We start from the raw sequence: 21225 nt of genomic DNA, 5'->3' as shown, positions 1-21225 counted from the left end.
ACACCAGCACCGTCCATCGGATCAGGTGCCAGCGCGCGATCCATGAGATCGACAGCTTGGACCGCCTGGACATCGCCACCGCAGGCGCCGACCGCGACCAGGAAGAACACCCGAACGGAGGACACGATTCGCTTTAGCCAACGCGACCCCATTTCGCCCTGCGCAAACCGATCCTCCCAGAATCCTCCCAAACGCGCGGTTACCGACCAGTACAGACCACTGTGGATAATCGCCCCAAGATCGAAACGGGCGCGCGAAAAAGCCCGCCGACCTGGGCTTTCATCCAGATCGAGCGGGCTTCTTCAGACCGTCGGGACGACAGGATTTGAACCTGCGACCCCTTGACCCCCAGTAGTGCGGTCGCGGTCGGTATCGGTCAAGGGCAAAAGTTGTCCTGCGCGTGTCCCTTCGGGCCCGTTTTTGCGGAGTTCAGGGGTGTACAGGGTGCGGCGTCGGAGTCCGCGCCCGTTGCACTCCCGGAGGTCCGCGTGGACTACCCCTACGGTGATCGCCTGTTCGCCGCTACCGCTTCCCCTTCGGTGCCCGGCGACGTGCCCGAGCCGGTGGCGCCGCAGTCGGAGCCCTCGTCCGAGGCCGCGGTCGTCGCGGTCCCGTTCAGGCTGTTGCACACGCCTGCCGAGGCGGCCCGGTTGTTGGCGGTGCGGGAGTCGTGGCTGCGTCGGATGGCGGGACGGCGTGAGATCGCGTGCACGTTGGTGGGCAAGCATCTGCGGTTCTCCGACGCGGACTTGCGCTCCGTCGTCCAACGGGGATCTCGACCCGCCCGAGGGGACCGCGCGACCGGGCATGAGAACCGCGGCCCACGCCTCCGGCGCGGGGTGGCCTGAACACATTTCGGTTGCTCTCCAACGGATATGGAGCGTCACTGTCCGTCCGCCGTCGTCCACGACGGCGGACGGACAGACCGACGAAGAGGAGTATGTGATGGGCTGGGTGGAGAAACGCGGTGACGGGTTCCGGGTGCGCTACCGGTTGCCGGACGGGTCGCTGTTCACCGAGAACGGGTTCGACACGCGCGAGGAGGCGGAGAACCGGATCCGGGACGTCGAGTCCGATCAGCGGCGCGGGAAGTTCGTCGACCCTCGGCTGGCGCAGACCCGGTTCGGCGACTGGGTGCGCGAGTGGGTCCAGGCCCACGACGTCAGTGCGGTCACCTGGGCCACCTATGACTCGCACCTGCGCAACCACATCCTGCCCCGCTTCGCCGACACCGAGCTGGGCGACATGACCCGGATGACGATCAAGGTCTGGGCCAAGCAGCTGCGCCGCAAGCTCGGCGAACGCAGCGTCGGCGACGTGGTCAACCTGCTGTCGCGGATCATGGGCGAAGCCGTCGACGAGGAACTGATCGGCGCCAATCCCTGCCGCAAACTGCGCCTCGCCACCGGCGACCAACCCGAACGACCCCACGCCACCGCCGCCCAGATCACCGACCTGGCCGCCCGCGTGTCCCCCGACAACGCCGCCCTGATCGTCACAGCCGCCTACACCGGCATGCGCTGGGGTGAACTGACCGGACTGCAATGGTCACGGGTCGACACGGTCAACGCAGAGATCCGCGTCGACGGCAAGGACGGCGCCCTGCACGAGGTCGGCGGCAAACTCACCCTCGGCCCGCCCAAGACCCCCGCCAGCGTCCGCACCGTCCATATACCCCGGTTCCTGGTCGACCTGCTCGACGACCACCACGACCGCCACCCCGCAGCCCGGTTCGTGTTCACCGGAGCCGACGGCGGCTTCCACCGACGCTCCAACTTCCGCCGCCGCGTCTGGCTACCCGCCCTGCGCGGCGACACCGCCACCGGCCGACCGCGGATCAACCCCGAGATGCACTTCCACGACCTACGCCACACCCACAAGACCTGGCTCATCGAACACGGCGTGCCCGAAGTCCTCCAGCACAAAAGGATCGGCCACAAGTTCCACGGCGTCATGGGCGTCTACTCCCACGTCACCCAACCCATGATCGACACCATGCTCGCCGGACTCCAACACCGCTGGGAGCAAACCCGGGAGCAAACGGGGAGCACGACACCATGACCACCTTCGTAAATACGGAGGTGGTCAAGATCATCCGCTCCCAATTTGCTCCCCGCAACGATCAACGGCCCGCAGACGAAGATCGTCTACGAGCCGTTGACCTGCAAAAACACACTGTGGGCGATACTGGGATCGAACCAGTGACCTCTTCGGTGTGAACGAAGCGCTCTCCCGCTGAGCTAAACGCCCGTATTCGGTTCTCACACCCGCTCTCGCGGTGCGGTCATAGCTTACAACATCATCCCCGCGAACCAAAAATCGGGCTCTCCAACCAGGTCCACTCGAGTCCGAACCAGCCACCTACCAGCGCGAACACACCGAGCAGCCAACACGTCACCACGACCACGAGGCCGGTGCCGGCCAGCACGAGCCCCTTCACCAAGAGGTTCTGCCGCCGCAACCACGCGACCCACGCGTCGTAGTAGCGCTTGACGAACCTCAGCACCCGGCCCGCCCACTCGAACTCGGTGGCCAGGATCGCCAGGCCGGCGAAGACGACCAGCCAACCCGGTCCGGGGTACGGGATCATCAGCACGCCCGCGACCAGCACCAAGCCGCCCACCACACCGACACCGATGCGGTAGGTCATGTTCAGCGCGGGGTTGCGGCGGAACCAGCGGACGTGCTGGGTGCCCTTGTCGGTGTCTTCGCGCTGTTCTGTGCTCATGCCCATATCATCGCTCATTCGCCCCTCACGCGGGGCCTACCTGGCCCGATGCCAATACGGTCGACGGCCGCGCGGGCGCCGCGCGGCCCTCTTCCAACGAGATCCCGAAGCCGTTGTGCCGGTGCGCGTCCGGCGACCACGCCAGAAGTCGCACGTCCGCATCACTCGCCGTGACATCGAATGTGGCTAACGCCACAGGCTCCGGAGTGCTGGTCCCCCACACCACGTAGACCTGCCGCGTCACGTCGTTGGACGGCAAATCCGTCGGCACGATCGCGGCGGCGTCGGCGGCGGACAGCAGCACGGCCACCGCGTCACCCGACTTGCCCTGCAGCACGGCCCGCGTCGCATCCGGGTCGGCCACGATCCGCAGCGCGCGCTCCATCTGCCCGGCCCGCACGTCCTGCTCCGCGACCCGGTCGTTCAGCTGACCGAACCGCACGCCCGTGACACCGATCCCGGCCACCACGACCAGCGCCGCCGCGGCCAGGAGCAGCTTGCGCCCCCATCCGCCGGGCCGGTCACGTCGCCGTGATGCCGGCGGAACCGGCTCCTCCGCCACCCGCACCTGGGGTGTGTGCTCGATCGCATCCATCAGACGCGTCCGCAGGCGTTCCGGCGGGTCGTACTGGCGGACCGACCCGCCCAACGCGGCCGTCACCTCCTGGGTGGCGCGGACCGACTCCTGGCACCGCGCACATCCCCGCACGTGGGCCCACATCAGCGCTTCCTCGCCGGGCTCGAGCGCGTGCATCGCGTACCCGACCGCGAGCTCTTCCTCAGGGCACCGGTCGTCGTTCCGCTCCCCAGTCACCGTTGTGCTCCCGTCGTCTTCCCCGGCGCGTCGCCGCCGGTCTCGCCCGCCCACACCGAGCGCAGTGCCGTGCGCAGCCCGCGGATGGCGGCGAACGTGCGCGATTTCACCGTGCCGAGGGGTATGCCGGTCAACGCCGCGACCTCGATCTGCGTGTAGCCGCCCAGGCAGGCCAGCGTGAGCACTTGCCTCTGGTCTTCGGGAAGCCGTTGCAGCGCCTCGCGCACTTCGGCGCCCACGACAGCGGTCAACGCGGCGTGATCCGCGCCTTCCGCCGGTGTGACGTTGCGCTCAGAGACCTCGTCGGCCAAGGGGACACTTCGTCTACGCTGGGTGTTCTCGCGACGGACCGCGTCAACCGCGCGGTGGTGCACCACGGTCATCAGCCAGGTGCCGAACCCGCCGCGTGAGCGGTCGTAGGCCGCGGGGTTGCGCCAGAGGGCCAGGAACGCCTCCTGGACGACGCCCTCGGCCAGGCCCGGGTCGACACAGATCCTCCGGGCGAGCGAATACGCCGGTTTCCCGTACCGGTCGTAGAGTTCACCGAACGCCGTGCGGTCACCGACCGTCACCCGTGCGGCGAGTTCCACGTCGGTGGGACGTCGCAGGTCCGGGTCGCGTCGCGGCGGGGTGAGTCAGCCACCAGAGAGGTCCTCACGTCCAACATTCGCGCAACAGCCGGTACCGGGTTCAGGTCAAACCCAGCAAGATGGAAGCAGCCTGGCCCAGTGGACACGGAACGCATCGAGGTGGTAGCCCAGTGGAGTTGCATGACCCCAATCGGGTGATAAACCATCAAGAGTCGAGCGTTCCTCGCCACATATACGTCACAAGTAGAGAACTCGGTCGTTCCATTGGCCGGGAAGGGAGAAGAGGGTAACGACGATGCGCAACGACCACGTGACACTCCGCTCAACAGCGGTCTTCGACCTGCTGGCGCCGAGGACACCGGCCGTCCCGGTGCAGGTGGAGCTCCGCTATGACACGAAAGACCCGTACGCGGTAGTCGCCGCGTTCCGAACCGGCCGTGCCGGATGGGTGGAGTGGGTCTTCGCCCGCGATCTGCTCGCCGACGGCCTGATCGCCGACGCGGGGGACGGCGACGTCCGAATCCGCCCGGCCGCCGACGACCCCGAGGTCGTGGTGATCGAACTGAGCTCGCCGTCCGGCCACGCCATGTTCGAGGCCTCGGCACAGGAACTCGCCGACTTCCTCGACCGGACCTACGACGTCGTCGTGCCCGGGAACGAGCACCTGTGGGTCGACGTCGACGAGGCCCTGACCCACCTGATCTCCAACGATCTGACGTAAAAGTGCAGGTAGCGGGCCCGCGAGGCGGTCACGGACCCCCCGATTTGATCCCGCTGCGGTGCATGTAATAAAGTTCCTCTCGCACCGAGGAAGACCGGAACGACAAGCCCCAAAAGGGAAAAGTTCCAAGTAATCCACGGGGCATGCGGATGTAGCGCAGTTGGTAGCGCATCACCTTGCCAAGGTGAGGGTCGCGAGTTCGAGTCTCGTCATCCGCTCGGCAGAGGGCCCCTTGGGCTCAGGCCTGACTCCTGGGTGCTAGCCTTCAGGAATCACGGCGGAGTGGCCGAGTGGCTTAGGCAAGGGCCTGCAAAGCCCTGTACACGGGTTCGATTCCCGTCTCCGCCTCGGACGATTAGCTCAGCGGGAGAGCACTACCTTGACACGGTAGGGGTCACTGGTTCAATCCCAGTATCGTCCACCATCTATAAACGCAGGTCAGACAGCCCGTCGGTGATCACCACCGGCGGGCTGTTCTGCTGTTGTGGGAGCAAATTGGGAGCAAACGATCTTGATGTGATCGTCGACACCGTATGTGGTCACCCCTGCCGGACCCGTGGGAGCAACCAGCGAACGCTGCCACCGACGCTGTAGCCCATCGAGCATCGCGTCCACCATGACCTGCGTCACATGCGAGTAGGTGCCCCGGACGCCTGCCATCCGGTGTCCGAGTCGCTTGCACTGGAGGATCTCCGGCACGCCGTCCTCGATGAGCCAGGTCTTGTGTGTGTGACGTAGGTCATGGAAGTGCAGACCGGGGTGGATGGGCGCCCATCCCTGGATCGGATCGCCGTTGACGAGGGGCAGCCAGACCCGCCGCCGGAAGTTCGACCGGCGCAGCAGACCCCCGTCCAGACCGGTGAAGACGTGGTCCTGCATCCGGCCGGCCCGGTGCTCGGTGAGCAGGTCCACCAGGAACGGCGGCAAGTGCACCGTGCGGACACCGGCCTTCGACTTCGGCGGCCCCAGCTCCAACCGGCCACCCACCTCGTGCAGCGCTCCCCTGTCCGGGTCGATCGTGATCACACCGCGGGCCATGTCCACCCGCCCCCACCGCAGTCCGGCCAGCTCACCCCACCGCAACCCCGTGTACGCCGCCGTGACCACCAACACGGCATCCGCGGGTGAACACCGCTGGGCCATCGCCCGCACCTGCCACGACGAAGCATGAGGCCGCTCCTCATGATCACCGGTGTTCACCCGCAACCGCCGACACGGGTTCGCCCCGATCAACCCCTCGTCGACCGCCTCACCCAACAACATCGACAACAGCGTTACGACATCACCGACGGTCCGCTCGGCCAACGACCGCCGCAGCGTCTTGACCCACCCCTTCACCGCGATCCGCGAAATCTCCTTCAACGGCACGTCACCGAACCGCGGCAGCACGTGGTTGCGCAGGTGCGAGTCGTACTTCGCCCACGTCGTCGCACTCACGTCATGGGCGTCCGCCCATGTAGGTACCCACTCCCCCAGCGGGATGCCGCCCACCGAGGGGTCCACGAACGTCCCCCGGCGCTGATCCGACTCGATGTCCCGCGCCCGACCGACCGCCACCGAACGATCGATGAACCCGGTCTCCGAACCCAACGTCCCGTCCGGCAACCGGTACCGCACCCGGAAACCCGAACCGTGCTTCTCCACCCACGCCATACCCATGACTCCTCGTCGACGACGAAACCGCGCCCCGGCGGACGCAGCAGGTATGGACGCTCCATAAAGGACAGGTGTCAACCCGTATGTGGTCACCACACCCACCCGAAGCCGAGTGCCCGTCGATCCCCGAACCCGACATCACCCCCACTACGGAACACAGCACGACGAACCTTCCGCAGCACAACCCGTCGGTCGCTACGGCTTTGACCGGAGCCGGCGATCACGAGCGGGACGCGACCCACTGGTGACGATCGCGTGCAGGTCCTCGACCGAGAACCGAAGATGCCTACCGACGAACGTGCACGGAACCTCACGGCGACCCGCCTTGCGACGAAGCCACGACTCCCGCACAACCAACAACTCCGCCGCACGCGCCGGCGTGAACAACAACCACTCGCCGCCACCGGCAACGGGCTTTACGCCCGTCTCCGTGTCGAGGCCACTCCCCGAAGCCACCATCGTTCCTCCATGGAAGCTCAGTGCACTCCCACCGATGAGCGCATCTACCTCTGAACTCCGCAAAAAGGCACCGCGAGGGACACTCGGCACCGCCCTCAGCGAACACTTCAACCGAACGGGCTACACATCACTGACGTGGTCTTCGTGGTGGAAGCGGCCGCTCACGACCTGATCAACGAGCACGAGCCCGCGGCCCTTCAACGCAGCTCAACGGCGGATGTCAGTTTCAGGCCGGTGGGCGGAGCGGGAAGCCCAGGTCGAGGCCAGCTTCGGTGAGTTCGTCGCGGACCTGGGGGTGGGCGACGTGGTCGATGATCTGCTGGGCCTGCTCGCCGGCGTCGTGGCCCCAGATGGTGGCGGCGCCCTGTTCGCTGACGAGGTAGCTGTGCTGGAAGGAGGTGACCGGGCCGGCCAGTCGGGGCACCACGGTGGACACGTCGGCCTTGGGGTGCCACGAGGGCAAGGCCACGATCGCCCGGCCACCCGGTGAATGCAGGGCCCCGACCACGAAGTCGGTCTGCCCGCCGAACCCGGAGTAGATGACCCCGCGCACCCGGCTCGCGTTGGCCTGGGCGTACAGGTCCACCTGCAGCGCGCTGTTGATCGACACCAGGCGCGGCCGGCGGGCGATCAGCCCGGGGTCGTTGGTCTTCTCGGTCCGCAGCAGCCGGACCCGCGGGTTGCGGTCCACCCAGCTGTACAGCTCCGCGCTGCCGAACACGAACGACGCGGTCACCGGGGTGTCCGGGTCGAGCGCCCCGGCCCGGTCGAGGCCGAGCACGCCGTCGCTGAACATCTCCGACCACACCGACAGGCCCTGTCGCTTGGTCAGCGCCGCGAGCACCGCGTCCGGAACGGCACCGATGCCCATCTGCAGCGTCGCGCCTTCCGGCACGAGCGCCGCCACCCGCTCGGCGATCACTCGAGACACCTCGCTGGTCGTACGAGGCGGGGGCGAGGTCAGCGGCACGTCGACCTCGACCGCGTAGTCCACCTCGTCGCAGGGCACCACCCCGTCGCCGTGGGTGTAGGGCATCTGGGGGTTGAGCTGGGCGATCACCAATCCGCCCCTGGACCGGACCGCCTCGATCGCCGCGGGGAGGATGTTCACCTCGGTGCCCAGCGACACGCAACCGTCCACCGGGGTGGACGTGTGGACCAGCACGATGTCGGGCGGCAACGCCTGCTGGAGCAGGTGCGGCACCAGTGACAGCCGGGAGGGGAAGTACCGCAGCGTCCGCTTGCCGCGCATGCCCGGACCGACGAACGGGGTCTCCAGCACCACACCGTCACGGTCGGGGATCCCCGACTGGGCGTTCAACGCGAACAGGCGGTACTCGTCCACCGCCTTGTCCAGCACGTCCAGCACGTGATGAGGGGTGGCGTGGTTCCCGCTGACCACCACCCGCGGACAGGTGGCGGCACCGGACAGCACAGCGGCCAGCTGCGACTCGGACAGAACACGCATGGAATCGATCACCCAACTGGGTCGGAGGTGCGGTGGGGCGTTGTCGAACGTGGTCGGCCTGACGAGCGTCGGCTGCGGCGCGCGCGGCCCGGTGGGTACCCGACGAGGCTGAGGACAATCCGGCGCCTGCCCGATCGTCACGCGCTCGGGTGATGGGTGGTCGGTGTGGTGCGTAGAGGTCGGAGACCCTGACGACGGGTCGATCGGGTCGAGCGCGACGACGTCGACCGGAACGGGATCAGGTAGCCGGAGGTGGAGGACTTCATGCGGATTCGCCGCCAACGCGTCGGGCGGGAGTGTTGCCCGGCCCCGCCCTCCCGCCCACCGCAGGCGCGTGCCGGCCGTGCGGTGATGACCGCCCTCGGGGAGGGATTGTCAGAATTCGATGACGAGCCTGGCCGGGACCGCGCCGGACAGCACCTCGGCGAAGGACTCGTTGACGTCGTCGAGCTTGCGGGTCTGGGCGATCACCGTGGTGCGGCCTGCGGCGTGCAGGGCGAACACCTCGGCGAGGTCCTGTCGGGTGCCGACGATGGACCCGACGACGCTGATGCCTTTGAGGACCAGGTCGAAGACGGGGATCGGCAGGACGCCGTCGGCGGGCAGGCCGACGCAGACCAGTCGTCCGCCGCGGCGCAGCGAGGCGAACGCCTGCTGGAAGCTGCGCGGCGAGGCGGCGGTGGCGATGGCGACGTCCGCGCCGCCCAGCTCGCCGATCGCGGTGACCGGATCGGTGGTGCGGGCGTTGACGGTGTGGTCCGCGCCCAGGTCGCGGGCCAGGGCGAGCTTGTCGCCCTCGACGTCCACGGCCACGGTGAAGCCGCCGGCGATACGGGCGTACTGCAGGGCCAGGTGGCCCAAACCGCCGATACCGAACACGGCGACCCGCTCGGCCGGCCGCACCCCGGCGACCTCCACCGCCTTGTAGGTCGTCACACCGGCGCACGTCAGCGGCGCGGCGTCCAGGCTGGACACGGCGTCGGGCACAGGCACGACGTAGCGGGCGTCGGCGAGGGCGTGCTCGGCGTAGCAGCCGTCCACGGAGTAGCCGGTGTTGCGCTGCTGCTCGCACAGCGTCTCCCAGCCCGACACGCAGTAGGAGCACTCACCGCAGGCGTGTCCCAGCCACGGGATCGCCACCCGCGTCCCGACCAGCGTGGCGGCGACTCCGTCGCCGACGGCCTCGACGATGCCCACACCCTCGTGACCGGGCACGAACGGCGGGGTCGGCTTGACCGGCCAGTCGCCGTTGGCGGCGTGGATGTCGGTGTGACAGATACCCGACGCCTCCAACCGCACCTGCACCTGACCCGCGGCCGGTGCGGGAACCGGCACCTCCCGGACCTCCAGCGGCGCACCCAGCTCCGTGACAACAGCAGCCCTCACGACGACTCCTCTACTCGTTGGTCTTGCATCAGTCTTTCCTGGTCGCCGTGCGAGGACCGCAGCCCGACGTCACGGCCGAGCAGGGCCTTTCGTCCCGAGCCACCGACTTCACAATCACCTGCTGCATCGGCCGTCTAACGGTTGTCGGTGGTCGCGTCGGCCTCGCCGACCGCGGCGCGGCCTGCTTCGAGGCGGGCGACGGGCACGCGGAACGGTGAGCAGGACACGTAGTGGAGGCCGACGTCGTGGAAGAACTGGATTGAGGCGGGGTCGCCGCCGTGCTCGCCGCACACGCCGACCGTGAGGTCCGGGCGGGCGGCGCGCCCTTCCCGCACCGCGATCTCGATCAGCCGGCCGACGCCTGCGCGGTCGATCGTCTCGAACGGGGACACGTCGAACACGCCCTCCGCCAGGTAGACCGGGAAGAACGAGCCTTCGACGTCGTCACGGGAGAAGCCCCACACCGTCTGAGTCAGGTCGTTGGTGCCGAAGGAGAAGAACGCGGCGGTCTCGGCGATGGCTCCCGCAGTGAGCGCGGCACGCGGCAGCTCGATCATCGTGCCGATCCGGTACCGGATGTCCACACCGGCTTCCCGGGTGACGTCAGCGATCGTCCTCCGGGCCCGTGCCGCGACGATCTCCAGCTCGCGTGCGTCGCCGACCAGCGGGATCATGATCTCCACGTGCGGATGCCCGGCCGCCAGGATCCGCGCCGTCGCGGCTTCGGCGATCGCGCGGACCTGAAGGTCGTACAGCTCCGGGATGAGCAGGCCGAGCCTCACGCCGCGCGTGCCGAGCATCGGGTTCTGCTCGTGCAGCCGGTCGACCGCGCGCAGCAGATCCTTCGGCGCTTCGGTCCGGCCCAGCGCCTTCGCGACCGCGACCTGGGCGGTGAGCTCGACGCGGTCGGGCAGAAACTCGTGCAGCGGCGGGTCGAGCAACCTGATGGTGACCGGCAGGCCGTCCATCTCCTCGAAGATGCGGGTGAAGTCCTCGCGCTGCAACGGGAGCAACGCGGCGAGCGCCTCGACACGGGTATTCTCGTCGCCGGCCAAAATCAGCCGTTCGACCAGCACGCGGCGGTCACCGAGGAACATGTGCTCGGTGCGGCACAGCCCGATGCCGGTGGCACCGAGGCGGCGGGCACGAGCGGCGTCTGCGGGGGTGTCGGCGTTGGCCCGCACCTCCAGCCTGTGCCGGCGGTCGGCGTGGGTGATGATCCGGTCCACCGCCCGCAGCAGGTCATCGCCCTCGGCAGGGCGGCGGCCCTCGAAGTAGTCGGCGACCGGCGATGGGGCCACGGGCAGTTCGCCGAGGTAGACCGTGCCGGCCGTGCCGTCGACCGAGATCACGTCACCTTCGGTGACCACCGTGCCGTCGGCGGTGGTGAAGCGGCGGGCCTCGGCGTCGATGGTGAGCGATTCCGCCCCGCACACGCAAGTCCGGCCGAGACCGCGGGCGACGACGGCGGCGTGCGAGGTCTTGCCGCCCCGACTGGTGAGCACCGCTTGGGCGTGGATCATCCCGTCGAGGTCGTCGGGGTTGGTCTCGCGGCGCACCAGGACCACCGCGGCGCCCTCCTCTGCCCGACGGACCGCCGTCGCGGAGTCGAGCACTACCTCGCCGACCGCCGCGCCGGGCGAGGCGGCGACACCGGTGGCCAGCGGTGCCCGGTCGGTGTCGCCGAAGCGCGGGAACATCAGCTGGGACAGTTGCGCGCCGGTCACCCGCCGCAGCGCCTCGTCGGCGTCGATCACGCCCTCCTCGCGCAGCGCGTCGGCGATGCGGAACGCGGCGGCGGCGGTGCGCTTGCCGACGCGGGTCTGCAGCATCCACAGCTTGCCGCGTTCGATGGTGAACTCGATGTCGCACAGGTCGTGGTAGTGCTGCTCCAACGTCGCCATGATCTCCATCAGCTGCTCGTGGGCCCGGGGTTGCAGGTCGGCGAGGCGGTGCAGCGGCAACGTGTTGCGGATGCCGGCGACGACGTCCTCGCCCTGGGCGTTGGGGAGGTAGTCGCCGTAGACGCCGGGTGCGCCCGTGGCCGGGTCGCGCGTGAACGCGACGCCTGTGCCCGAGTCCTCGCCCAGGTTGCCGAACACCATGGCGCACACGTTGACCGCCGTGCCCAGGTCTTCCGGGATGTGCTCGGCGTGCCGGTAGGTTCGGGCACGATCGGTGCGCCACGACGCGAACACCGATGCGATCGCCATGTCCAGCTGCTCACGCGGGTCCTGCGGGAACTCCCGGCCCGCCCGCTCGCGGACGATGTCCTTGAACGTCGCGGTCAGCGCACGCAGGTCGGCTGCGTCCAGGCCGAGGTCGCCGGCGACGCCCTTGGCCCGCTTGGCCTCCCGCAGGGCGGCGGCGAAGTGCTCTGCGTCGACACCGAGCACCGTCGTGCCGAACATCTGCACCAGCCGGCGGTAGGAGTCCCACGCGAGCCGCTCGTCCCCCGACCACGCGGCGAGCCCGGCCACCGAGTCGTCGGTCAACCCGATGTCCAGGACCGTGTCCATCATCCCGGGCATCGAGAACCGCGCGCCGGAGCGGACCGCGACCAGCAACGGCTCGTCGACCTGCCCGAGCTTGCGGCCCATCGCCCGCTCCAACGCGTGCAGGTGCTCGCCCACCTCCACTGCGAGTCCGTCCGGCACGGCGCCGGTGGTCAGGTAGGCGCGGCACGCTTCGGTGGTGATCGTGAACCCGGGCGGCACGGGCAATCCCATCACGGTCATCTCGGCGAGGTTGGCGCCCTTGCCGCCGAGCAGGTCCGCCATGAACCGGTTGCCCTCGGCGAAGTCGTACACGTACTTGGGCATCGTCGTCACTCCTCGATCAGTCGCTCGTGGACAGTCACGTGCCTCGTCCGCCGTTGTGGTCCCTCGGCACTGCGCCGCACCGGGTTGCCGCCGTGCCGAGGCGGAACAGGTAGGACGGCGCTCCCTCCGGTTCCATCCCGTCCTCCCACGATGCACCGGCTGCAACTGCCACGCCGCTGCCGAAGGTCCACGATCAACGCGCCCAACGTCCCTGGTCGCCTCGCCGTCCAAGCGCTGACGTGCCGGCAGGGCAGCTCCGTGCGTTCCGGTTCCCGGTCCTGGGAGCGGCTTGCCGCTCCGCGCCGTGCCACGGCGTGATCAGATCAGGACCCGCTCGCCGTCACGGGGCACGACCGCGTTCCAGCCGTGCTCGGTGGACAGTCGGTCAGCCAGGGCTGCCGACGCCTCGGGTTCGCCGTGCACGAGGTAGGTGCTGCCGGGTTCGGGCCCGCCGGTGGCCCAGGCGAGCAGTTCGTCGGCGTCGCCGTGGGCGCTGAACGCGTCGAGGACCTGGATCTCGGCCTTGACCGGCACGTACCGGCCGTGGATCTTGAGCTCGCGGGCGCCGGTGGCCAGTTGCCTGGCCCTGGTGCCGGCGGCGGCGTAGCCCACGACGAGGACGGTGTGGCGGGGGTTCGGCAGCATCTGCTTGAGGTGGTGCAGCACGCGTCCGCCGGTGGCCATGCCGGACGCGGAGATGATGATCGAGGGCTGCTCGGGGTTGTTGACGGTCATGGATTGCGTGGCGGTGTGCAGCTCGGCCAGCCGGCCGGGGTCGAACGGGTCTTCGTGGGTGTGCAGCAGCTCGGGTCGGACCTCCGGCCAGGCCTCGGCAACGGCTTGGCGGTAGACGCGCAGCGAGGCGAGCGCCATCGGGCTGTCCACGAACACGGGCAGGTCGGGAATCGCGCCGGCGCGCGTGAGCTTGGCCAACTCGACGAGGACGACCTCGGTGCGGTCGACGGCGAAGGCGGGGATGAGCACGCTGCCGCCGCGCGCGGCGGTGCGGCGGATGGTGTCGGCCAGCAACGCGGTGGCGCGCTCGTCGTCGTGCGTGCGGTCACCGTAAGTGGACTCGACCAGCAACGCGTCGCACTCGGGACGTGGCTGGGGCGGTCGCAGCACGCGGTGGTGCTGCCTGCCGAGGTCGCCGCTGACGACAGCGGTGCGGTCCCCGAAGCCGAGGTGCGCCCACGCCGAGCCGAGGATGTGCCCGCCGCGGCCGAACTCCAGGTCGACGCCGCGGGCGATGCGCCAGGGCACGTCGAAGTCCACCGTCTGGAACAGCCGGACGGCCGCGGCGGCGTCGTCGGTGTCGTAGAGCGGCAACGCCGGGTTGTGCCTGGTCCAGCCGCCCTCGTTGGCCTGCCGGGCGTCCTCGGCCATGAGGTGGGCGCTGTCGGCGAGCACGATCGCGGCGAGGGCGGCGGTGCCCTCCGTGGTGTAGACGGGTCCGCGCCAGCCGTTGCGCACGAGGACCGGCAGGTAGCCGCAGTGGTCGAGGTGGGCGTGCGTCAGGACGACCGCGTCGAGGCGGTCGAGGTCGAGTCGGGGTGGCTGCCAGTTGCGCCGGCGCAGCGGCGCGAGGCCCTGGAACAGGCCGCAGTCGACCAGCACGCGGGACGACCCGGTGTCGAACAGGAACTTGCTGCCGGTCACGGTGCCGGTCGCGCCGAGGAACGTCAGCGAGGTCGGCTCGGCGGAGCGCTTGCCCATCACAACTCCTGGCTGATCTGTCGCGGGACACCACGGTCCCGCGTCTTCGCGAACGGCCCACAGCGGCGGTCGGCCCGGTCACGCGGGGTCTTTGGTCCCTACCTCGCCAGCCGGTCGAGGACGGCCGCGCCCGTGGTGGTGAGCACCGCCGTCGAGCCCGCCGACCGGACGAGGCCACCGAGCACGAGGTCGTTGGTGGCGGTGAAGTCGCACCACAGCCCGTCGACCGCCAGGTTCGGCCGGCGACCTCCCACCAGTTGCCCCCTGCCTTCCGCGACCGCCTTCAACATCGCCTTGTGCCTCGATGTGTAATCCACGTCACTCATCTCCTCTCTGCTGTCCAGGTTCCGCGTTCGGCGGGAGCACTGGCAGGTTCGAAGGAGGTCGATCGGGCGGGACGATCGGCCGCGAGGGTGCGGGACTTGGTGCTCAGCGCAGCGATGCCGCGTGGTCTGGGACGCAGGTCTGCAGGCACAGGTCGGTGCGGTGGTAGCCAGTGGACGCGGGACGCACCGGGAGATGGAAGGCGGGCGGCTCCACCTCGTGGTGCGGCAGGGTCGACCACAGGTGTGGGCGATCATGTTGACGCGGGCGCGCCGCTTGTCGTCGCTCTCCACCCCGGGCCAGGGGCACTCGGCGGTGTCGGTGTGGACGAACATCTCGTCCTTGGCGCGGGAGCAGTCCTCCCACGCAGCAGGATCCGGTCGTCGACGAGCATCCGCTCGAACACCGGGCACTGCTGCAGGAACCTGCGGTGTTCCTCGGGCGTGCAGAACCCCATGACCCGTTCGACGCCGGCGCGGTTGTACCAGCTGCGGTCGAGCAGGACCGAGTCGTCATCGACTCCTGGTCGGTCGCACGATCCCGGAGAATACGTCGTGGTCTCGCGGTTCGACGTGGCAGAGGAGGTCGTCGAGCAGGCCGCTTGCCTCGGTGCGCACCGAGAACGGCATCACACGTCCTGCACGGTCGCGCGCACCACCAGCACCGGGCACGGCGCGTGGTGCAGCAGGGCGTGGCTGGTGGAGCCCAGCAGCAGGCCGGTGAGCGCGCCGCGGCCCCGGCAGCCCACGACCAGCAACGAGGCGTCCCGAGCGCGGTCGATCAGCGCTCGTGCCGGGTTGCCGCGGGCGACGACCAGCTCCAGCGGGACGTCGGGGTACTTCTCCCGCCACGGCGCCACCAGCGCGGCGAGGTCCCCGCCCTGCTCGGCGTCGTACTCGGCCAGGTCGATCCCCACCATGTCGGCCAGTGGCTCGGGCGGGGCGTGCCAGGCGTGCACCAGGACGAGAGCCGCACGGCGTGCCGACGCCTGGTCGAACGCCTGAGCGAGCACGGTCGGGCTGTCGCCTTCCACCCCGCACACGACCGGACCGGACCGCCGGTCTCCGCGGACGACGACCACCGGGCAGCCGCCGCGGCTGGTCACGGCGATGGCCGTGGACCCGAGCAGCATCGAGGTGAACCCGCCCAGCCCTCGCGAGGCCAGCACGACCAGTTCCGCGTCGACCGACTCGGCCACCAGCAACGGCGCCGGGTCGGCGACTTCCACGTGCACCTCGAGCCGCACCTCGGGGTCGACGTCACGGGCGACGTCCGCGGCCTCGTGCAACCACTGCCACGCCTGCTCGTGCAGCGCCTTACGGGTGCGTCCGTCGGCGTCGGGCACGTCGCCGGGGAGGCGCAGCTCGGCGTGCACCAGCCGCAGCGGCAGGTCGCGGGTCCGCGCCTCCTGGGTCGCCCACCGCACCGCGTCGAGCGCGGGTCCCGAACCATCGACGCCGACCACCACGGGCTTGCTCATGCGAGACGCCTCCTCATCCACTTGTGCCCGGCATCCACCAGCAGGACGGCCGGGATGGTCATCGCCGCGAGCGCCCAGCCCAGCGGGGTCGGCGCGCTGCCGCCCAGCAGGTCGGGCAACGGCGGCACGAACAGGAACACAGCCAGCACAGCCAGCTCGAAGATCACCGCGCCGATCAGCAGGCGGTTGCCCAGCAGGGTCCTCACCGGTGTGGTGGCGCTGCGGCACGCGAACGCGTTCGCCAATTGTCCCAGCACGATCGCGGTGAACGCGGTGCCCGACGCGGTGGCCAGCAGCACCGGGTCGCCCAGGTCCCAGCCGCCCGCGAGCAGCACGAGCGTGAACGCCGCCATCGCCGCCAACGCCTCGGCCGGTCCCAGCACGCCGAAGGCGCGGACCAGCACCGAGCGGTCGATCAGCGATCCGGCCCGTGCGGGGCCGATCATGGTGCGCGGGTTCGGCTTCTCCGCGCCCAGCGCGAGCGCGGGCAGCAGGTCCGTGCCGATGTCTAGCGCCAGGACTTGGAGGACGCTCAACGCGAGCGGGTACGAGCCGCCCGAGAGCGCCCAGAACACGAACGGCGTCAGCTCGGCGACGTTGTCGGTCAGGTGGTAGGTCAGGAACCGGCGGATGTTGGCGAACGTCGCCCGGCCCAGCTCGACGGCGCCGACGATGGTGCCGAAGTGGTCGTCGAGCAGGACGAGGTCAGCCGCTTCGCGGGCCACGTCGGTGCCGGAAGCGCCCATGGCCACGCCGATGTCGGCCGCGCGCAGGGCCGGTCCGTCGTTGACGCCGTCTCCGGTCATGGCGACGACGTGGCCGCGGTGTTGCAGTGCGTGGGCGATGCGGAGCTTGTCCTCGGGAGTGACGCGGGCGACGACGACACCGTCGTGGTCTAGCAGCTCACCCAACGTCGCGTCGTCGGCGGGCAGGTCCTTGCCCTCGACCACCAGCCGGTCGGGTCCGAGCAAGCCGACCTGGTCGGCGATGGCGCGGGCGGTGGCCGGGTGGTCACCGGTGACCATGGCGAGCTTGATGCCCGCCTTGCGGCACAGGGCGATCGAGTCGGTGACGTCGTCACGCGGCGGGTCCTGCAGCGCGACCAGGCCGAGCAGGACGAGGTCGCGTTCGGCGTCCTGCCAGCCGGTGGCGGTGCCGGGTCGCCGGGCCACCGCGAGCACGCGGAGCCCTTGCGCGCCGAGTGCGTCGATCGCCTCGTGCGCTCCCGGCGATGGGGCGCACAGCGGCAGCACGGCGTCGGGGGCGCCGGTCACGTGCACGCCGTCACCGTCCACGACGGACGAGCGACGGCGGCGCGGGTCGAACGGGAAGCGGGTCGCCGCCGGGGTCGCGGTGTCCGCGACGACGCGCGCGGCCAGGACGTGGAGCGCGACCTCCATCGGGTCGCCGACCGGCAGCCACCGGTCGTCCCGGTGGTCGACGTGCGCGGTGGGCGAGCAGCGGACGGCGCTGATCGCGAGCGTCCGCACGGCGGCGAGGGCGTCGGGTTCACCGGTCACTCGGGCGGTCGGGGCGTAACCCTGTCCTTGGACCGAGACCTCACCGTTCGGCGTCCACACCCGCACCGCGGACATCTCGTTGCGGGTCAGCGTCCCGGTCTTGTCGGTGCAGATGAACGTGGTCGCGCCCAGCGTCTCCACCGCGTCCAGCCGCCGCACGAGCGCGTTGCGGTGCGCCATGGTCTGGGCGGCCCGCGCCAGCGACAGCGTCACGGTCGGCAGCAGGCCTTCCGGGACCAGCGCGACGGTGACGCCGACCGCGAACAGGAAGCCCTCCGTCGGGTCGAGGCCCAACAGCGTCGCGACCCCGTAGAACGCCACGCCCACGGCGACCGCGATGAGGCCGACCACGGTCACCACGCGGTGCAGCCGCAGGGCGAGCGGGCTCTTGGGCCGGACCGCGTGGCGGGTGAGCGAGGCGATGCCGGCGAGTTGGGTGTGGGAGCCGGTGGCCGTCACGACGGCGGTCGCCTCGCCCTCCGTGACGTAGGTACCGGCCCGCACGACGTCACTCGCGGACGGGTGCACGGGCACGCTCTCGCCGCTGAGCATGGACTCGTCCACGGCCAGCGTGGCGACCTGCGCCACCCGGGCGTCGGCGCAGACGCGGTCGCCGCCCTGGAGCAGGACCTCGTCGCCGACGACCAGCTCGGCCGCGTCCACGACCAGGGGCTTGCCGTCGCGGCGGACGGTGGCGCGGGTGGGCATCAGGTCTCGCAGGCGTTGCGCCGCGCGGTCCGCCCGGTACTCCTGGGCGAACGCGAACCCGCCGTTCAGCACGACGACCAGTGCGATCGCGACCGACAGCGCCGGCATACCCGCGACGTAGGCCAGTGCGGCTGCCACCCACAGCAGGATCGCGAAGAAGTGCGCGAACTGCTTGAGCAGCAGCACGACCGGGTGCGCCCCGCCACCGGAGGGAAGCACGTTCGGGCCGTCCTCGCGCAGCCTCCGGGCGGCCTCGGCCGAGGTCAGGCCACCCGTGGTGCGCTCCGCCGCGTCCAGCACCGTCGTCACCCGATCCGGTGGCTGATGTCGGTGTCGTCCCAGCCGTAGGACAGGTGGTTGTGGACATCGACCACACCGGGCATGGCCAGGGTGAGGCGGTACGCGATGTCAGCTTCACTGCGGCGCTCGATGGTGCCGCGCAACGTGACCACGCCGTCGACCACCTCGACCTCGACCGCGGTGGGTTCCACCCACAGCGTCCGCTGCAGGACCTCGTGCACGACAGTGCGGCGCAGGTCCTCGTCGCTGCGCAGGAACACCTTCAGCAGATCCCGACGCGACAGGACACCGAGCAGCCTGCCGTCGGCGTCCACGACGAACAACCGGCGCACACCTTCCACCGCCAGCTCGTGCGCGGCGGCGCTCGCGGGCGCGTCCGGGCCGATGGTGACGACCGGGGTGGTCATCACGTCGCCCGCGGTGGTACCGCTCGCCTGCCGCCAGCGCTGCTTGATGTCGCGGCGGGCGAACACGGACGGGCCTGGTTCGGTGCCGCCCCGGTACTCCTCCTTGGGCAGCAGGTCGGCCTCCGACACCACGCCGATCGGCCGGCCGCCGGTGTCCACCACCGGCACGGCGCTGAACGCGCCGTCGGTCAGGATGGCGGCGACGTCCTTGAACGGGGCGCCGACGTCGACCTTCACCACCTCGCGGGTCATCAGCGAGGCAACCTCGGGTTCACGCATGGGTCTCTCCTTCGACGGTGGTCGGGACGGGTGGGGTCGTTCGGGTCGGGCGGGTCGCGGCGAAGAGCACCAGCCCACCGCCGAGGAGCAGCAGGAGCACGCCGGCGCCGAGCGCCGCCCACGCCGCCGGTGCGAGCGCGGGCAGGGTCGCGGTGGCCACGAGGGTCGTGTCGACCGTGCGCGAGCCGTCGGCGTTCATCACCACGGCGGTCCAGGTGCCGGGCTGGGCGGTCCAGGTCAGCGAGCCGTAGCCGGAGGACACCCAGAACGGCTGGGCGTGGGGTGGTGTGGTGGGCGCGGTGCCCGTGCTGTGCTGGTAGATGGCTTGGTCGCCGAAGCCGGTCACGCGGTCGCGGTCGACCCCGGCCAGGTAGCGGGTGACGTCGGCGCTGGGGCCGATGCCGACGAACGCGTCGGGGTCGACCCGCAGGCCGATCGCGCCGAGCCAGTCCTCGCCGACCGCCCAGCCCGCCTCGGTCCAGTTCATCTCGGCGGTGCCGAGCTCCACCGCGTACCCGGTGCCGCGCAGGATCTGGGTGGGCGCGGTGACCGCGCCGGTCGCGTCGCGCTGGGTCTGGTCGGCCCACAGCCCGAGCGCCCCGGCCGCCGAGAGCCCGGTGCCCGTCAGGAGCAGCAGGACGCCGATCACCGCTGGGACGACACGGCCCGCGGTGCCGCCCGACGGTGCGGGCGGCGGCACGTCCAGGGTGGCGGCGCCGGGTTCGTCGCCGCCGGTGTCGAACCGGAACGGCGGGTAGGCGTCGGTCATCAGGCCGACGTAGGCCGCGACGCGCAGTGCCCAGCGGTCCATGCCCAGGACGAAGTCGAACACGCCGCGCGGGTAGCGGCCGGTGAACAGCAGCACCACACCGGCGATCAGCACGAGCAGCCCGACCAGGCCGCCGGCCGGGCTGTACGCCCACTCCCCCGCCCGGAAGGCCAGGTAGCCGCCACCGCCGAGGAAGATTCCCACGATGACCAGGTGCGGGATGGCCAGCAGCCACTTGACCAGCACCAGGCCGCGCGAGAGACGCTCGGGGTAGGCGATGTCGAGCGTCGCCGGGTAGTCCGGCTCCTCAGCGAGGCTGAACGGCGGGTACCGGTCGGTCGCCAGCGCGCCGAACGAGTAGTAGGCGACCCGCCACGTCCAGCGCAGCACTCCGAGCGCGAAGTCGAACAGCGGGCGCGGGTAGCGGCCGGTCACCAGGATCGCGATGAACGCGACCAGCCCCACCACCGCGAACGCCATCCAGAGGAAGGTCAGCACCAGGTAGTGCGGGATCACGAGCAGCCACTTGACCAGCCACAACCAGCGGTTGAGGGCTGGGTCGAACCGGCCGTGCACACGAACGGGATAGGTGGTCATGCCAACGTCCTCCAATCGGGCCCGACAGCGGCCCACTCGGTCTTCCACAGGCTCCGGAGCCGGGTGTGCGCCGAGCGGACCAGCACGTACCCGAGCGCCACCGCGCCGCCGAGCGCGATCCACGAGCCCATCGCGACGGCCGCCCCCATGACGACCGCGCCTTCGACCACCTCAGAGGCGGTGATCGCGGTGCCACCGCCCGCCGAGCCGGGCGCGTCGATCGGCAGGACCGCCTCCGCCGAGTAGCGGGTGCGCAGGTGCTCCTCGCACCGCGATGCTTGCGCCGCGTACACCTCCGCCCCGACCGCCACGGCGATCGGCAGTTCGAGCAGCGTCACCGCGACCGAGGCGACCGCGACGGCCCCCTCGATCCGGTCGTCGAGCGGGTTGCGCCCGGCGAAGGCCCGGCGTGCCGGTCCTCCTGGGCTCGACCGCGTGTCCATGTCCCGCCCTCCTCGTCCGCTCCGGTGCCTCTCAGGCT

General features: G+C 70.4%; 17 protein-coding genes, 4 tRNA genes and 1 pseudogene. 6 read left to right on the top strand and 16 right to left on the bottom strand.

Features of this window, described 5'->3' with window-relative positions:
* The first annotated feature begins 488 nt into the window (after positions 1-488).
* Together AB0H12_RS38330 and AB0H12_RS38325 are read left to right on the top strand one after the other, a co-directional pair.
* Positions 489-848, top strand: coding sequence for a helix-turn-helix domain-containing protein (locus AB0H12_RS38330; protein WP_499629764.1), 360 nt, complete (start codon positions 489-491; stop codon positions 846-848).
* 97 nt (positions 849-945) lie between these two features.
* On the top strand, positions 946-2061 hold the full coding sequence (locus AB0H12_RS38325) for a tyrosine-type recombinase/integrase (RefSeq protein ID WP_499629762.1): 1116 nt from the start codon (positions 946-948) through the stop codon (positions 2059-2061).
* A 117-nt stretch (positions 2062-2178) separates the two neighbouring features.
* Here the strand turns inward: AB0H12_RS38325 and AB0H12_RS38320 are convergent.
* The 4 genes from AB0H12_RS38320 to AB0H12_RS38305 all read right to left on the bottom strand — a co-directional run bounded on the left by AB0H12_RS38320 (position 2179) and on the right by AB0H12_RS38305 (position 4132).
* A tRNA-Val gene (locus AB0H12_RS38320) sits at positions 2179-2250 on the bottom strand.
* A gap of 49 nt (positions 2251-2299) precedes the next feature.
* Complete coding sequence (locus AB0H12_RS38315) at positions 2300-2728, bottom strand: TIGR02611 family protein (RefSeq protein WP_499629760.1); 429 nt, start codon at positions 2726-2728, stop codon at positions 2300-2302.
* A gap of 25 nt (positions 2729-2753) precedes the next feature.
* Positions 2754-3542, bottom strand: coding sequence for an anti-sigma factor (locus AB0H12_RS38310; protein WP_499629758.1), 789 nt, complete (start codon positions 3540-3542; stop codon positions 2754-2756).
* The gene (locus AB0H12_RS38305) at positions 3539-4132 is read right to left on the bottom strand and encodes an RNA polymerase sigma factor (RefSeq protein WP_499629756.1); all 594 of its coding nucleotides are present in this window, start codon (positions 4130-4132) and stop codon (positions 3539-3541) included. Before AB0H12_RS38305 ends, AB0H12_RS38310 begins: the two co-directional genes overlap by 4 nt.
* A 295-nt stretch (positions 4133-4427) precedes the next feature.
* On the opposite strand from AB0H12_RS38305, the gene AB0H12_RS38300 reads away from it, so the two are divergent.
* From AB0H12_RS38300 to AB0H12_RS38285, 4 genes are all read left to right on the top strand, one after another.
* The gene (locus AB0H12_RS38300) at positions 4428-4853 is read left to right on the top strand and encodes an SsgA family sporulation/cell division regulator (RefSeq protein WP_073893954.1); all 426 of its coding nucleotides are present in this window, start codon (positions 4428-4430) and stop codon (positions 4851-4853) included.
* Positions 4854-4998: 145 nt separating this feature from the next.
* Positions 4999-5071, top strand: a tRNA-Gly gene (locus tag AB0H12_RS38295).
* Between the two features lie 58 nt (positions 5072-5129).
* Positions 5130-5201: transfer RNA gene (locus AB0H12_RS38290), tRNA-Cys, on the top strand.
* A gap of 1 nt (position 5202) precedes the next feature.
* Positions 5203-5277 (top strand) — tRNA-Val (locus AB0H12_RS38285).
* Positions 5278-5291: 14 nt separating this feature from the next.
* Here AB0H12_RS38285 and AB0H12_RS38280 read toward each other — a convergent pair.
* The 12 genes and pseudogenes from AB0H12_RS38280 to AB0H12_RS38225 form a co-directional block, all read right to left on the bottom strand.
* The gene (locus AB0H12_RS38280) at positions 5292-6506 is read right to left on the bottom strand and encodes a tyrosine-type recombinase/integrase (RefSeq protein WP_499629754.1); all 1215 of its coding nucleotides are present in this window, start codon (positions 6504-6506) and stop codon (positions 5292-5294) included.
* 688 nt (positions 6507-7194) lie between these two features.
* Positions 7195-8436, bottom strand: coding sequence for an acetyl-CoA hydrolase/transferase family protein (locus tag AB0H12_RS38275; protein ID WP_499629752.1), 1242 nt, complete (start codon positions 8434-8436; stop codon positions 7195-7197).
* Between the two features lie 375 nt (positions 8437-8811).
* On the bottom strand, positions 8812-9822 hold the full coding sequence (locus AB0H12_RS38270) for a zinc-dependent alcohol dehydrogenase (RefSeq protein ID WP_499629750.1): 1011 nt from the start codon (positions 9820-9822) through the stop codon (positions 8812-8814).
* A 134-nt stretch (positions 9823-9956) separates the two neighbouring features.
* Positions 9957-12644 (bottom strand): pyruvate, phosphate dikinase, encoded by a 2688-nt coding sequence (gene ppdK, locus AB0H12_RS38265; protein ID WP_499629748.1) that lies wholly within the window; start codon positions 12642-12644, stop codon positions 9957-9959.
* A 318-nt stretch (positions 12645-12962) separates the two neighbouring features.
* The gene (locus AB0H12_RS38260) at positions 12963-14360 is read right to left on the bottom strand and encodes an MBL fold metallo-hydrolase RNA specificity domain-containing protein (RefSeq protein ID WP_499629746.1); all 1398 of its coding nucleotides are present in this window, start codon (positions 14358-14360) and stop codon (positions 12963-12965) included.
* A 98-nt stretch (positions 14361-14458) separates the two neighbouring features.
* Complete coding sequence (locus AB0H12_RS38255; protein ID WP_499629744.1) at positions 14459-14677, bottom strand: hypothetical protein; 219 nt, start codon at positions 14675-14677, stop codon at positions 14459-14461.
* Between the two features lie 309 nt (positions 14678-14986).
* Positions 14987-15234, bottom strand: a pseudogene (locus AB0H12_RS38250) (hypothetical protein); the annotation flags it as partial.
* Between the two features lie 78 nt (positions 15235-15312).
* Positions 15313-16164 carry a universal stress protein gene (locus tag AB0H12_RS38245; RefSeq protein ID WP_499629742.1) on the bottom strand — a complete coding sequence of 284 codons (852 nt, stop codon included), beginning with the start codon at positions 16162-16164 and terminating at the stop codon, positions 15313-15315.
* Entirely contained in the window at positions 16161-18701 is a 2541-nt protein-coding gene (locus AB0H12_RS38240) for a cation-translocating P-type ATPase (RefSeq protein WP_499629740.1), read from the bottom strand. The genes AB0H12_RS38245 and AB0H12_RS38240 overlap by 4 nt, the downstream gene beginning before the upstream one ends.
* Positions 18698-19378 carry a CBS domain-containing protein gene (locus tag AB0H12_RS38235; protein WP_499629738.1) on the bottom strand — a complete coding sequence of 227 codons (681 nt, stop codon included), beginning with the start codon at positions 19376-19378 and terminating at the stop codon, positions 18698-18700. Before AB0H12_RS38235 ends, AB0H12_RS38240 begins: the two co-directional genes overlap by 4 nt.
* A complete protein-coding gene (locus AB0H12_RS38230; RefSeq protein ID WP_499629736.1) occupies positions 19371-20744 on the bottom strand; it encodes a DUF4389 domain-containing protein in 1374 nt (457 codons plus the stop codon). Before AB0H12_RS38230 ends, AB0H12_RS38235 begins: the two co-directional genes overlap by 8 nt.
* Positions 20741-21187, bottom strand: a complete 447-nt coding sequence (locus AB0H12_RS38225) for a hypothetical protein (protein WP_499629734.1) — start codon at positions 21185-21187, stop codon at positions 20741-20743. The genes AB0H12_RS38230 and AB0H12_RS38225 overlap by 4 nt, the downstream gene beginning before the upstream one ends.
* Positions 21188-21225: the final 38 nt, after the last annotated feature.

Source organism: Actinosynnema sp. NPDC023794 (genome assembly GCF_040639675.1).
Lineage (GTDB): Bacteria > Actinomycetota > Actinomycetes > Mycobacteriales > Pseudonocardiaceae > Actinosynnema > Actinosynnema luteola.
This window is presented reverse-complemented; position numbering and strand designations above follow the sequence as displayed.